10 protein-coding genes and 1 pseudogene are annotated in these 14,825 nt (G+C 38.2%); 8 read left to right on the top strand and 3 right to left on the bottom strand.

Annotated elements, in window-relative coordinates; genetic code table 11:
* The first annotated feature begins 242 nt into the window (after nt 1-242).
* From H7T98_RS09960 to H7T98_RS09930, 8 genes and pseudogenes are all read left to right on the top strand, one after another.
* Complete coding sequence (locus tag H7T98_RS09960; protein WP_002886931.1) at nt 243-917, top strand: response regulator transcription factor; 675 nt, start codon at nt 243-245, stop codon at nt 915-917.
* Entirely contained in the window at nt 902-1,969 is a 1,068-nt protein-coding gene (locus H7T98_RS09955; RefSeq protein ID WP_002886932.1) for a sensor histidine kinase, read from the top strand. Before H7T98_RS09960 ends, H7T98_RS09955 begins: the two co-directional genes overlap by 16 nt.
* Nucleotides 1,970-2,074: 105 nt before the next feature.
* The gene (locus tag H7T98_RS09950; RefSeq protein ID WP_002886933.1) at nt 2,075-2,638 is read left to right on the top strand and encodes a sugar O-acetyltransferase; all 564 of its coding nucleotides are present in this window, start codon (nt 2,075-2,077) and stop codon (nt 2,636-2,638) included.
* Between the two features lie 122 nt (nt 2,639-2,760).
* Nucleotides 2,761-3,171 carry a MarR family winged helix-turn-helix transcriptional regulator gene (locus H7T98_RS09945; RefSeq protein ID WP_201061821.1) on the top strand — a complete coding sequence of 137 codons (411 nt, stop codon included), beginning with the start codon at nt 2,761-2,763 and terminating at the stop codon, nt 3,169-3,171.
* A gap of 25 nt (nt 3,172-3,196) precedes the next feature.
* Nucleotides 3,197-4,582, top strand: coding sequence for an MFS transporter (locus H7T98_RS09940; protein ID WP_002886935.1), 1,386 nt, complete (start codon nt 3,197-3,199; stop codon nt 4,580-4,582).
* Nucleotides 4,583-4,748: 166 nt separating this feature from the next.
* A pseudogene (locus H7T98_RS09935) lies at nt 4,749-5,491 on the top strand (CPBP family intramembrane glutamic endopeptidase).
* A 181-nt stretch (nt 5,492-5,672) separates the two neighbouring features.
* Nucleotides 5,673-5,960, top strand: a complete 288-nt coding sequence (locus H7T98_RS10235) for a hypothetical protein (protein WP_260319160.1) — start codon at nt 5,673-5,675, stop codon at nt 5,958-5,960.
* Between the two features lie 42 nt (nt 5,961-6,002).
* Nucleotides 6,003-6,686, top strand: a complete 684-nt coding sequence (locus H7T98_RS09930; RefSeq protein WP_260319159.1) for a hypothetical protein — start codon at nt 6,003-6,005, stop codon at nt 6,684-6,686.
* A 109-nt stretch (nt 6,687-6,795) separates the two neighbouring features.
* Here the strand turns inward: H7T98_RS09930 and H7T98_RS09925 are convergent, their stop codons facing one another.
* The 3 genes from H7T98_RS09925 to H7T98_RS09915 all read right to left on the bottom strand — a co-directional run.
* Nucleotides 6,796-9,321, bottom strand: a complete 2,526-nt coding sequence (locus H7T98_RS09925) for an N-acetylmuramoyl-L-alanine amidase family protein (RefSeq protein WP_201061820.1) — start codon at nt 9,319-9,321, stop codon at nt 6,796-6,798.
* Nucleotides 9,322-9,706: 385 nt separating this feature from the next.
* Complete coding sequence (locus H7T98_RS09920; protein ID WP_201061818.1) at nt 9,707-12,568, bottom strand: glucosyl transferase; 2,862 nt, start codon at nt 12,566-12,568, stop codon at nt 9,707-9,709.
* Between the two features lie 266 nt (nt 12,569-12,834).
* Nucleotides 12,835-14,825, bottom strand: a 1,991-nt coding sequence (locus H7T98_RS09915) for a glucosyl transferase (RefSeq protein WP_201061816.1), incomplete at its 5' end; no start/stop codon positions are given.

Genomic DNA, 14,825 nt, shown 5'->3' with positions numbered 1-14,825 from the left:
GTACAAAGACAGTTATTATTATCGCACATAGATTATCAACTATAAAAAATGCAGACTGTATTTATTTACTTAGAAATCATAAAATTAAAGACTTTGGAACGCATATTCTGTTACCTAAAAATGAGCATTATTAAGATTTGGTAGAAGCTCAATTTATTGAACTATAACTTATATGTTAATTTTGAAATGTATTTTCGATTTTTAATTATGTTACAATATATTCAAAACGTACGAGGAAAAAAATGGTAAAGTCTAAAATTCTAGTTATTGACGATGATTTAAAAATTTTAAGATTGATTAAGAATATTCTGGAGAAAAACTCCTATGTAGTTGAAACTAGAAATTCTGTTGAAGATATTAACCTCTGTGACTTCATAGGATTTGATTTGATTTTACTGGATATAATGATGCCAGTGAGTGGTATTGATATTTGTAGTAGTATCAGAAGTCAGATTCAAACACCTATAATTTTTATTACTGCTAAAAACCTTGAAGAAGATATTGTTGAAGCTATTGGAATAGGTGCAGATGATTTTATTACCAAACCATTCGGTATGAAGGAGTTGGTTGCAAGAGTCAAAATGCATATTCGACGAGATAAAAGGCTACTTTCTGTCGGAGATACTGAGACTAGTGGTTTACTTCAATTTGATAGGGTAGGAAAGGAATTAATAGTAGACGGTAATAGTATTTCTCTTTCGAGAAGGGAATTTAATTTATTATATTTGTTGTTTACCTATCAAACTAAAATCTTTAGTGTAGAGGAGCTTTATGAATATTTGTACCCTCAAAGTTCAGAAGTTCAGTACCGAAGTATCACAGAGTATATCTATCAGATTCGACAAAAATTAAAACCTTATGGTATTGATCCAATTAAAACTCTTTGGGGTGGGGGATATAAATGGCAAAATCAATAACATTAAAGCAGTTGATAAGAGCAACTTATTTGAAAATTATTTTTCAATTTCTGATATGCATTTGTTTTTTTTATATCATTCCTGCCCTATTTACAGCAGTTGAAGGAATTAATGCTAACAATGTGAATAGCTTTACTATGTTTTTTAGTGTTAGCTCGTGGATTTATCTTTGTGTCATTTTAGTTGTTATAATTGTAAGAAATGTACAAAAACTTCTATATGAAATTCAGATAGAGATGAAGACAGTATATGAACAAAGCTTATATTCAGACAATAACAAATACTCTAAGCCACTAAGGTTATTTGAATTTATTGAGACAAAAGAACATATTATGAAGATGCAGGATAAAATTCAGAAGATGCTTGAAAAAGAGAAGAAACAAAAGCAAGAGCTAATGTTCAGAGTGTCTTCCGCAGCACATGATTTAAAGACACCTCTAACAATAATTTCAGGTAATGCTGAGTATCTTCAGACATTTGATTTGTCTCCTGAGTTAACTCAATGCTTATTAGATATCGAATCTTCAAGTCAACAGCTAGATAATTATTTTAATCAATTTATTCAATATTCAAAAACATTTTATAAAGATAATATCAATAAAGAGCATATTACTTCGGAGCAGCTTGCGTCATGTTTGATTAGAGAATTAACTCCTCTGACAACTGGGACCTGTGTTTTAAAAGTATTGAATGAAACCCCATCTGATACTACTATTCATATTGACTTAGTATTATTCTTAAGAGCACTTACTAATCTTGTGAATAATGCAATGTCCTATAGTCAATCAATGATGCCAAGGATAGTAATAAAATTATCATCTGAGCAAAATAAGATTGTTTTATCGGTTTGGAATGATGGCTCAAGGTTCTCGGCTAATATGATTGATAATGTAGGATCGCTCTTTTACCAAGATAATCAATCAGGAAAAGACTCTCAGAATCACCATTTTGGAATAGGGTTATCTTTTGTAAAAAGAGTCGTAGAACTTCATGATTGGGAACTGAAACTTTCTAATGAAAATAATGGAGCTATGGTTACAATTTATATTTAGTAATGGTTTTTTAGTTGAGATTATTAGCTAGTTTATATCCATTCGCTTGTGGTAACATCACTTCTATACTACAATATAGGAGAATAAGCAAAAAAGGAGTATGCCATGCCAACTGAATATGAAAAGATGATTGCAGGTGACTTTTATAAACCTAGCGATCCTGAGTTACGTGCTCTAGCGGCCAGCTCAAGAGAAAAACAATGGGCCTTTAATGCTGAGCCTGACCGTCTCAAGAGGGCAGAGATTGTCAAATCTTGGTTTGGTTCGACTGGTGAAAATGTTGCCATGAATCCTCAGTTCGTTACGGATTACGGTGTTAATATCCATATCGGTGAAAATTTTTACTCTAACTGGAATTTGACCATGCTGGATATCTGTCCTATCACGATTGGTGACAATGCTATGATTGGCCCTAATTGTCAGTTTTTGACGCCCTTGCATCCGCTTGATCCAACAGAGCGTAATTCAGGCATTGAATATGGTGCTCCAATTACGATCGGTGATAATTTCTGGGCTGGTGGAGGCGTGACTATCCTCCCAGGAGTGACCTTAGGGGATAACGTAGTTGCTGGAGCAGGAGCCGTTGTGACCAAGTCCTTCGGTGACAATGTTGTTCTAGGTGGGAATCCGGCGCGTGTGATTAAGGAAATTCCTGTAAAGAAAGACTAAATATAGCAACTCAAGGATTCTAGGTCCTTGAGTTTTCTATTTTTTGAAAGAATCTATTGACTTGAGCTAATAATTCTTCTATACTGCTAGTTAGCTAACAATATAGTTAAGGAGTCATTTTTTTGGACCATTTTGGACGCTTGTTAAAACAAGCCAATAATAATATGATGCGTCATTTTGACCAGTTTGCTAGGCAGTATGACTTGACTGGAAATCAGATGGCTGTCATTGATTTTATAACCAATCATGCGGATCAAGAAGTCTTTCAACGGGACATTGAGCACGAATTTGAGATTCAGCGTTCGACAACGACAGTGCTCTTACAGCGGATGGAGAAGAAAGGCTTGATTGAACGCCACACTTCTTCAAAAGATGCTAGGCAAAAGGCGGTTATTCTCACGGATAAAGCCCTTAACATCGCTTCTGCCTGTCAATCTTATCTTCGAAAAGAGGAAGAAGAGTTTGCCCAGCAATTTTCAGCTAAAGAGAGAGAAGTCTTTATCAAAATCTTACAACACTACCGTAATATTTAAGTTTATATAGGAGGAACAAATACTTATGTCAGACAAAAAAATCTCCACCAAGGTTCTGTGTGCCATCTTTGCGACAGGAATCCTTTCATTTTGTGGAGTAGCTGGTGAAACAGCTATGAACATCACCTTTCCCGTATTGATGAAGGCATTTTCAGTCAATACGTCAACCGTACAGTGGGTTACAACCATTTATCTTCTAGTGGTCGCTTGTGTGGTTCCCTTATCTGCCTATCTCAAGCGCTCGTTTAAGATGAAAACCATTTTTCTGGTCGCCAACCTATTGTCTATTTTAGGTGTCCTCATCGACTTTATAGCCCCTAGTTTCAGCTTTGTTGTTTTGGGACGATTGGTTCAAGGGATGGGTGTTGGTTTTGCCCTACCTCTCATGTTTAACATCATTTTGGAGCAGGTGCCAAGTCGTAAGATTGGTCTCATGATGGGAGTTGGAACACTGATTACAGCCGTTGCTCCAGCCATTGGACCAACTGTTGGTGGTCTCTTGACAGCACACTTTGGTTGGCGTTCTATCTTCCTCGTCCAGTTTCCTATTCTCTTGGCTTCACTGATTGCGGGGCTTCGCTCGATTGAGCAAAAGAGTGAGGTGCAACGTGAATCTTTAGATATCCTCAGTCTACTGGCTACCATCTTTCTTTTCTTGGGCTTGATTTTAGGTCTTCATGGGGTTGTTGATCATGCTTTCTTTAGTTTCTCAGTTCTTGGTTGGCTTTTGATTGGTATCTTAGGTCTTGTCGTTTTGATTTGGCGTTCAACAACATTGGACAACCCTATTATCAACCTCTCCATTTTGAAAAATCGTAAACTGACAGGTCATATCATCGCTTTCTTCTCTTTCCAATTGGGATCCCTTGCGATGAGTTTTCTCTTGCCAAACTATGTGCAATTGGTTAACCACTCGAATACAACTCTTGCAGCTCTGATGTTGCTTCCAGGTGCTATTATCGGTGCAGGCTTCGCTCCGTTCTCAGGTATTATTCTTGATAAGATGGGAGCACGTAAACCGATTCTTATTGGGGCTACCCTTATCGTACTCGCTCAGTTGTTATTTAGCTTATTTGGTCTCTCTCTTTCCAATACGTTGATCCTCGTTTTTTACATGATTTTCATGACGGGGCTTGGCGTTTCCTTTGGTAATGTCATGACCAATGGACAGAAACAACTGTCGCTAGATCAACGTGCTGATGCCAATGCCATCTTTAACACGCTCCAACAATTTGCAGGAGCAGTGGGAACAACGCTAGCTTCTCTAATTGTTGCTATGAGTCAAGCTAATCACAAGATTGACTTTGCACAAGCAACGGCTCAAGGAAGTCGAAATGGCTTTATGGTCTTATTTGCTCTAGCCATTTTCCAACTTCTTGTCTTGGTTAGCGTTGTCAAAAAGAACGATTAATAACATGTTTGAAGCAAAGGAAAGATACTTTCCCTTGCTTTTTCTTTCCTTAAATGAAATACTAATCTTACTGCAAATTTTAGTGTTACTTTAAGGTTTGTGGCTTATAATAACCTTAAAAAATAAACCAGTCTTCGATGAAGATACTAGAAAGAAGGGAAGGACCATGTCTCTACTTAAGAAAATTCATCCTGAGCAGCCGCTCAAGGAACTGAGATGGTTTGATATTGGTATTGTTACGCTGATTATGTTTGGTCAGTTTATTGTTCGTTCGACACAGATGTATTTGGCGAGTTTGTCTCCAAGCCTTTCCACGGCAGTCAGTGAGACAGCAACAAATACAGCCAGTGAAGGAGCAGCTTACTCTAGCAATTTCACCTTGCAGATTATCCTCCTAGCCTTAGCGATTATTTATCTCTGGATACGCCATTTTGACTTTAAACAACTGCCAATCCGTCTAAAGTGGTCTGTTCTCTTTTGGGTACCCTTTTTTTTCGCTATCATGGGCTTATTTGCTGATATGGTAAGTACTTTATCAGGACAATATAATTATTTTAGTCCTCAAGTTCTAGCATTTATTAGCCCTATGGCTGTGATTGATAAGTTTATGGCTTTGTCACCTATGGCGATTGCTTATGGGTTGCTCAACGGTTTCTACGAGGAATTTTTCTTCCTAGGACTCTTGACCTCGGTTAAGGGCAAGTATAAGTGGTTGGTCTTACTCTTTTCAACCATTGTTCGTGTGTCCTTCCATACCTATCAGGGCATGCTATGGGCTCTGGTTATCGGGGTTGTCTTTGGTCTTATAAGTACAAGGTTAAAAATTTGCTTCCATTTTTCCTCGTTCATGCCTTAGCAGATATGTTTGGCTCAAGCCTTATCTATCTCTTGGTAAACTGGAATTATTAGTCAAACAACTCCCTTCGTTAAAGTACGAGGGGAATTTTTGTGCTCAATTAACCCAAGAAAAACTCTAAACGACTAGCTGATTGTAATGATTGTTGATTAGGAAATGATTTGATTTTTATTAAAAATATGAGATAATAGATTTGGACTAATTTTTAAACAGCAATTTTAGAGGGAGACAATGATGTCAAAACGACTATTTTCGGATGAGCCGAATGCCCCCAAACCCCTTAAGGAGCTTTTCTGGGAAAATGCAGAAAAAGCTCGTATGGGGGAATTTTGGAAAGACAAAAAGAGTTACAGAGAGCTCTCAGAAGCCACGGGGATTCCGTCAGGAAGCCTTCGGATGCTCTTTATGAACAAGCCTAAGGGAAATATTCCAAAGATTGTGACCATTACTAACGGTCTGGCCAAGGTGACTGGGAAAAACATTACACTTGGGAAGCTCTTAGCTCGAGACAATCAGCATTAGGTTTTTGAGTTTCCAAGAGATCCTGAACAGGTCACCGAAAACTTGTGGCACAACATTCGCAAGAAGCTGGAAATCACGGAAGATATGGATGAGGGGGAAGTCAGAGAACGCATGACAGTCTTTGTAGTCTCATCTGGTATGGCTCAAACCAACTATAACCTGATCAATCAAAGAGGAACGGTTTCGCTTGATACTTTAGAAAAATTTTCAAAAAGACTTAGAGTTGAGCCTTATGAATTGTTGGCTACCATCAGACGAAGGGAGATTATTGATAGGGATGACTTCCCTATTCCTAAGGAAAATGTTAGCGACTACCACATCGATATTGGTAAGCTCAATACTTTCATTAAGCTCCAACCCTACTCGCCCAACGGTCAAGAGGTAGCCTCTGCAGACTTAAGCCCACAGAATCTTTATCATTATTATTCAAAGGGAACTATCGGAGATATGCCCATAAAAACGGCCTATAAGTTTAAAAGACTTGTGGATATCTATGAAGCAGAATATGGTCCCCTTGAACCTTCAAGTCGAGTTTTAGATGTCAAGGAACTAGAAAGATTCCTTTATAGTGGTATGATTACTGGTTATGCCATTGCTAAGACAGGGTTGATGAATGCGACCAATGGAAATCTCTATATCAAGGGCAAACGTCCTATCGAATCCATGCAACTGGATCGTGCCTTCGGTCTCTATAAACACCTAAAAAGACTGAAAAAGGAGCAATAAATTCTTTACCTAACAAAAAGCCAAAATCAGCATCCTGATTTTGGCTTTTTGTTTGTTTTTTTATCTGTATGACTAGTAAGAATAATTTTAGTCGATTTTCACACTTATTTTACAATTGCTTCGCACGTCCATTTTCATCAAAGTGATAAGTCACACCATTGATGGTACGTGTTTGGTTGGTTACAAGCTCACCAGAGTTTTCGTCATAATAACGAGTTCCCTTGTAGTCTGTAACGAAATCACCCTTCACTTGTTTACCTTCATAATCAAAGTAGAGGTGTTGACCATTGACGACTTGATCGAAGAGGAGAGCCTTACCATCGTTACCGAAGTAGTACCAGTTGCCTTTCCAATTAACGAATTGATTGGTTACAGCAGCTCCAGTCTCAGCATCGAAGTAGTAGTAACTATAGAGTTTAGGTTTGATGATAGTACTGCTAGATGTATGAGGATATCTAGATGATTCTTTTTGCTCAGGACTAAGCACTTCATCTTTTGCGAGAAAACCAGTAACTGAGCTAACTGACCAGGTATTATCAAGGTAATAGAGTTTGCCATCTATTTCTTGAAGACCTAAAAGTTTGTTACCATTTTCATCAGTATAGTACCATTGAGGGCCTACTTGATGGAATCCTTTTTCTCTGACTGCGGCTCCAGTAACTTTATCATAGAAAGGTCCAGAACCGTAAGGTCCAAAAGTTCCTCGACGGGCTTGTCCATCTTCATAGAACGAATAGGTTACACCATTAATGGTTTGAGAATCAGAAAGTGGTTTTCCATCTTTATCATAATAGAAGAGACCATTATCAACATGAACAAATTGGTTCCGTGGGACTTCCTTCTGTTCACCGGTATCCTTATCATAGTAGTGGCCGTTTTTAACCACGTTTTTGAATTGTGTTCCGAGGTGGTCGTCAAAGTAGACAGGGACACCATCAATGGTATGAGCACCTTTTAGAATATTACCTTGTTTATCTGCATAGAACCACTTACCTCGAGTTGTAAAGTAACGACCCTTAACAAGTTCACCAGTATCCTTGTCGTAATACTTAACTGGGGTACCGAAGACAACAAAGTTATCATAGAAAACATTAATACCATCTTCATCTACAAAGTCATCTTTAGCTTGTATTCCAAATACCTTGTCGAAATGTACCTGAACACCATTGATGACATGGTCCCCTTTAAGGATTTTGCCATTTGAACCGACATAATACCAATGGTTATTAATATTATGGTAACGATTTTTTTCAAGTGTAACTCTCGCACCAGAGTCTTTATCATAGTAGTAACCGTCGTTTCCAAAATCACCTTTTACTTGTCGGCCATAATAAGAATCAAAGTAGACAGGAACATTATTTATGGTTTGTGAACCTTTTAATGGTTTGCCCTCAGCATCCACATAGTACCAATATTTGTCTACATTGACATAACGGTTGGTCACGAGTGCACCAGTTGAGGTATCATAGTATTTACCATTACCTCCAAAGTCACCTTTCACTTGAGCACCGGTCTTATCATCGAAGTAGTACTCTTTACCATCAATAAGAGTAGCACCTTTCACGGGGATACCTTTTGCGCCGATAAAGTAGTTTTTGTCTTTAACTGTTACGAAACGGTTAGTTACTAGCTTACCAGTGTGTTCATCATAATAGCGGTTTTCCTTATCGAAATCACCTTTTATTTGAATACCATTTTCATCGAAATAGACCTGAGCCCCATTGATGATATGGCTACCCTTTATGATTTGTCCGCTATTATTGAGATAATACCATTTTCCTTTGATTTCAACAAAACGATTGGTTCCTAAATTAACGAAAACACCATCCTGATCGTAAAAGTGTCCATTAGGAGCAAAGCGGTCAATGATTTGAGTACCGGATTTATCATCAAAGTATACTGATCTACGATTAATTCGATACTCACCGTACACGGGGTTCCCATTATCATCTAGATAGTAACGTTCATATTGTTTCGTATCGTTGCTGTAGGCTACGATAAATTGACTTTTGAGAAGGGCACCAGAATCTTTGTCATAGAAATTTAGTTTTTTAGCATTATTAGGATCCTTTGCAAAAACGCCTTTAGCTTGCACGCCATTTTCTTTATCGAAATAGACTTGAACCCCATCAATAGTTTGTGGTCCAGTCAGGTCATTACCATTGGCATCTCGGTAATGCCATTTACCGTTTTGGTCACTGTAATATTGACCACCTGTAATGTTTACGTTCTCATTAATAACAGGAGTTGTTGTAGTTGTTTCACTAGTTACACTGTCTCTTGTTGAAGCTGCGTGTGCTTCAACGGTTGTTGTTTCAGTAGGTGCTTGACTTTCACTAGTGGTTGCTGAAGCCGTTTCTCTAACGTTTTCCGAACTTGCTAACTCTGGAGCACCTGTTGAACTTTCAGCAGAAGATATTGCTTCAATACCCTTTGTTTCAACTAAGTCTGCTGTTGTTTCAACATTGGCAATAACACTTGTTGTTGTGTCAATCTTGTGTGTTTCACCAGTAGTTACTTCATCCGCAAAAGCAACTCCTGCAATAAGCGCAAAACTTGCAAGAGCTGATGCACATGAAAATGCAATAAGATAGTTTTTAGATGTTTGATGTTTGACCTTATTATTTGTTTCCATAACAAATACCTCCCCTTTTTAATTTATATTATAATGCAATAAGAAAGCCTTTTCAATATTAAAAATAAAAAGGCTTTCTTTTAATGTGAAGAGATTGATAAAAGAGAATAACATCTATTTTTCTGGCTATTAGGTGAGATTTTTCCAGTTCTTAGTAATTCAAACAATTATCAAAAAACAAAAAAATCCAGGACCTGCGCCCTGGATTTAGGAGATTATGAAAAAGAAAAGTTTTAGGATGTTTATAGTATATAAAGCAAAGCCTAAAGTTTTCTTAAAGCAGACAAAAATTATTTTCGTGGATTTTAAAAAGGAAGTTAAAATTAATCAACTTCCTCTAGTATAGATATCTGCGAGAAAAACTTAGTCTATTTTACTAAAATCCTTATAATTGCTTCGCACGCCCAATTTCATCAAAGTGATAAGTCACACCATTGATGGTACGTGTTTGGTTGGTGACGAGCTCACCAGAGTTTTCGTCATAATAACGAGTTCCCTTGTAGTCTGTAACGAAATCGCCCTTAACTTGTTTACCTTCATAATCAAAGTAGAGGTGTTGACCATTGATGACTTGATCAAATAGAAGAGCCTTTCCATCGTTACCGAAGTAGTACCAGTGTCCATCTGCATAGACGAATTGGTTGGTTACAGCAGCTCCAGTCTCAGCATCGAAGTAGTAAGTTGGGTTGTCTTCTGCTCTATTTGGGAAGGAAATATAAAAGTAAGGTCTAGCTAATTGTCCACGAACTTGTTCGTTTGTTTCGTATTTGTTCATTGGATTGTTAGAGAAGAAATAAAGCTTACCATCAATTTCTTTAAGGCCCTTTGCTTTTTTTCCGTCTTCCTCTATATAGTACCAACGACCATAAGATTTAACAAAACCAGTTTTTTTCACAGCTTCGCCAGTTTCGTCATCATAGTAAGGTGGCTCTTGGTATACGTTAAAGGAACCACGAAGAACTCTACCATATCGACCAACATAGTAATCCTTACCATCAATAGTTATATTCCCAGTTCGTCCATTACTGCTAATGTAGTATAAATCGTCACCAATCTTAATAAACTTATCACGAGGGAGTTCTTTTCGTGCTCCACTATCTTTATCGTAGTAGTAACCATCTAGAACAGTATCTTTAGCTTGTACACCATTATAGTCAAAGTAAACGTGTACCCCATCGATGGTTTGTGAGCCTTTAAGGATATTACCTTCTGCATCTGCATAGTACCATTTACCATCATGGCTAAAGTATTGACCTTTTACAAGAGCTCCAGAATTTTTATCATAGTACTTAACTGGGCTAGTATAGGAGTTTGCTTTAACCGCATGCCCATTACTATCGGTAAATTCTCCTTTAATTTGATTACCATAATATGGATCAAAGTGAACCTGTACCCCGTCGATGGTTTGATCGCCTTTAAGGATTTTTCCTTCTCCATTAAGATAGTACCAGTTATCGTTGATGTAAACGTAGCGATTGGTACCAAGGTCTATTTTAGCACCAGAATCTTTGTCGTAGAAGTAGCCATCATTACCAAAGACACCTTTGGCTTGTTTACCATCATAAGGGTCAAAGTATACAGGAACATTGTTAATGGTTTGAGAACCTTTAAGCCGTTTACCGTCATTGCCTACGTAGTACCAGTCTTTGTCGACTTGGACATAACTATTGATTACGAGAGCACCAGTAGTACTGTTATAATATTTTTTGTTACTTGCGAAATTTCCCTTAACCTGAGCGCCAGTTTTTTCGTCAAAGAAGTATTCAATGTTGTCGATGACGGTCGCTCCTTTAATAGCCTTACTATCTGCTCCAATGAAGTAGGTCTTGTCATTAACGGTAACGAAACGATTAGTAACTAAAGTTCCAGAGTCTTTATCGTGAAATTGATTTTTATAGTCAAAATCTCCTTTAACTTGTTTACCTCCATATTCAAAATAAACGTGAGCTCCATCAATAATGTGTTCACCGGTTAAAATTTTTCCATCGTTACCGACATAGTACCAATTGTCTCTGATTTGAACATAACGATTGGCACCAAGATCAACACGATTTCCGTCCTGATCGTAAAAGTAACCATCGTCAGCAAAATTGTCGAAAACCTGGCTTCCCTCGTAGGTATCGAAGTAGACTTGTTTACCGTCAATTGTTTGAGGACCAGTTAACCGAATTCCTTGGTCGTTAACATAATAACGTTCATTTCGATGTTTGTAAGGATTATAAGCGATAACATATTGATTGGTGGCAAGAGCACCAGTATCCTTATCGTAGTATCGAGATTTATTATCCCCCTCATCTTTGACAAAATATCCTTTGACTTGAGCTCCGTATTGTCGGAAGTAAACCTTAACACCATCGATGGTTTGTGGTCCCTTTAAAATAGCACCATCATTTCCAGCATAGTACCATTCCCCGTTTAATTCGAAATAGCGGTTTGTTCCGAAATCCACTTGTTTACCATATTTGTCATAATAACGGCCATCAGGAGCAAAATTGTTTTTAATTAGTTCACCATACTGCTCAAAATAATACCACGCTCCATTAACTTCTTTAGAACCAATTGCCTTATTACCATTTTCATCAACGTAATAGGTTCTACCATATTCTTCAACAAATTTATTAGTAACAAGAGCACCAGAGTCTTTGTCATAATAGTGACCGTCCCAGCCAAATCCCCCTTTAACCTGAACACCGCCTGGATTGAAGTAGACCTTAACGCCATCAATAGTTTGTGGTCCAGTCAGGTCTTTACCGCTAGCATCTTTGTAATGCCAGTAGCCTTGGTCGTCGCTATAGTATTGACCACCAGTGACGTTTGTTTCATTAGGTACTGAAGCTGTCTCGCTGGCAGCTCGGTCTGTAGTTACGGCTTCACGTGTTTGGCCTGCAACTGATTCTGTAGGAGTTTGGCTTTCGTTTGCAGTTGTTGAGGCAGTTTCACTGACAACTTCAGAGCTTGCAGCAGAAGTTGTGGCTTGTTCTGAGACATTTGTAGTGCTTTGAGTGGTGCCTAAATTTTCAGTAGTAGCAGGAGCTTCGACAACCTTAGTTTCTACGAGGTCTGCGGTAGTTTCCACATTTGCAGTGGTAGTAGCGTTCACATCAAGGTTTGATGAGTTATCAGCTTTAGCTTCCTCAGCGAAGGCAGGCTTTGCGATGAGGGCAAAACCTGCAAGAGCAGTTGCACATGAGAATGCAATCAGACGTTTTTTGGACTTAGGTCCAGTAAAATTAGAATGTACTTTCATACTTTTTCCTCCATTTCCTAAGTCCTATTATAGCGCTATTTTAGAGACTTTCAAGAAAATATAAGAAATTTAGACAAAAATAAGAAAACGATTACATAGGAAAGCGAGTAAATGGCAAATGTCACAATTTTTGCAATCATAGGAACTTAAAAAATAAAAAAATCCAGGACCTGTGCCCTGGATAAGGAGATTATGAAAAAGAAAAGTTTTAGGATGATTATAGTATATAGAGCAGAGCCTAAAGTTTTCTTAAAGTAAGGAATAGCTTAAACTTTAGTCGCGTTACCATTTTCATCAAAATGATAAGTTACACCTTTGATAGTACGTGTTTGGTTAGTGACGAGTTCACCAGAGTTTTCATCGTAGTAGTGACCATCTGGTGCAAAAGCGCCTTTAACTTGTCTACCATGATTTTTATCGAAGTAAAGTTGTTGTCCATTAATCTGAACGGCACCAGTAGCTGCTGAACCATCCGCATAGAAGTAGTACCAGTAATTACCCCATTGATAGAAACGATTTTTAATTGCTCTACCGTCATGACCGAAGTAGTAGATTTTACCATCGATGTAATTAATACTGTCTTGCCACATGTCACCTAGTTGGGTGTATTTATAGGCACCTCCTCGACGGAAGTAATATAAATCACCATTGATTTCATGAAGTCCAAGGACTTTGTTACCTTTCTCGTCAAGATAGTAAGTTAAGCCTCTGTTATCTTTAACAAACCCAGCTTTGGTTACTTTGCGACCATTATCTTTATCGTAATAGTACTCAGGCATATAGACGCCATCTTGACCAAATCCTCCTTTAGCTTGTACCCCTCGATAGTTGAAGAAGACATCTTGTCCATCGATATTTCGAGCTCCCTTGACTGGCTTACCGTCTTTACCTACATAGAACCAATTACCCATGTATTCAACATAACGATTGGTTACAAGATTTCCAGAATTAATATCGTAGAATGCGTATAAATCACCGTAGGAATCACCATAAGCACCTTTAACCTGTTGACCATTGTCGCGGAAAAATAACTTTTGACCGTTAATGATTTGAGCACCAGTGAGGTTGTCTCCATTTACGTTCTTATAATACCAGTTTCCATTATCGTCGCTATAATAACCATTTGGGTTAGGAGCATCCATACCTACGCCGTTTTCATCAAATCGATAGGTCATACCATTAATTGTTAGAGTGGTGTTAGAGACGCGTGCTCCAGAATTAGGATCATAGTAGCGAAGAACACCATTGTCGAGAACAAGCTCTCCCTTAGCTTGACGACCATTAGCATATAGGTAAACGATTTGACCGTCTATATTGACTTCACCATCTTGAGGACGAATAGCATTTCCATCTGCACCATAATAGTACCAGCCATCATTTTCTTGGACATAGCGATTTTTAACGGCTTGACCAGTAACTGAGTCAAAATAGTAGCGACGGGTAATATTAGTAGGGGTACCAAAACCATAAGTACGTGGTGAATTTTGCCCTTCTTCTAGTAAAATGCTGATTCCTTTTTGTAGGACGCCGGTATCAACAGGAGAGGCAGCTTCACGTGCTTTGAAATAGTAGATATTACCATCAATTTCACGTATTCCTGTAAATTTAGAACCATCGTTCTTGATGTAAAAGGTTTGGCCTTTTTTATTCTGAACTAGACCTTCTTTTCGGACCCTTGCACCAGAGTTAGAGTCGTAATAGAAAGTTTGATCTGGATAGCTATAGTCCTCTCCGCTAAAGTCACCTTTGATTTGAACACCTTTATAATCGAAGTAGACTTCTTGACCATTGATAGTTTGTTCTCCAGTGAGTGGATAGCCATCTTTACCTAAATAGTACCAATTACCTTGGGATTCAAGGTATCGATTCGTCCATAGTTGCCCAGTATCAACATCGTAGTAACGAAATAGATTATTATTCCTATCGAGTAAAGGCCCCTTAACTTGTTGCCCATTACTGCGGAAATAAACATTTTGGCCATCGATAGTCTGTTCGCCTACGAGGTTTTTACCACTGGCATCTTTATAATACCAGTTGCCTTGGTCATCACTATAGTATTGACCACCAGTGACGTTTGTTTCATTAGGTACTGAAGCTGTCTCATTGGCAGCTCGGTCTGTAGTTACAGCATCACGTGTTTGGCCTGTGGCTGATTCCGCAGGTGCTTGACTTTCGCTTGCAGTTGTTGAAGCTGTTTCACTGGCAGTTTCAGAACTTGCTGTAGAAGTTGAGGCTTGTTCTGAGACATTTGTGGTGT

It is taken from the genome of Streptococcus sp. 23.2 (assembly GCF_016648665.1).
Lineage (GTDB): Bacteria > Bacillota > Bacilli > Lactobacillales > Streptococcaceae > Streptococcus > Streptococcus salivarius_E.
The sequence above is the reverse complement of the archived record's forward strand: the minus strand, read 5'-3'. Positions and strand labels throughout refer to the sequence as shown.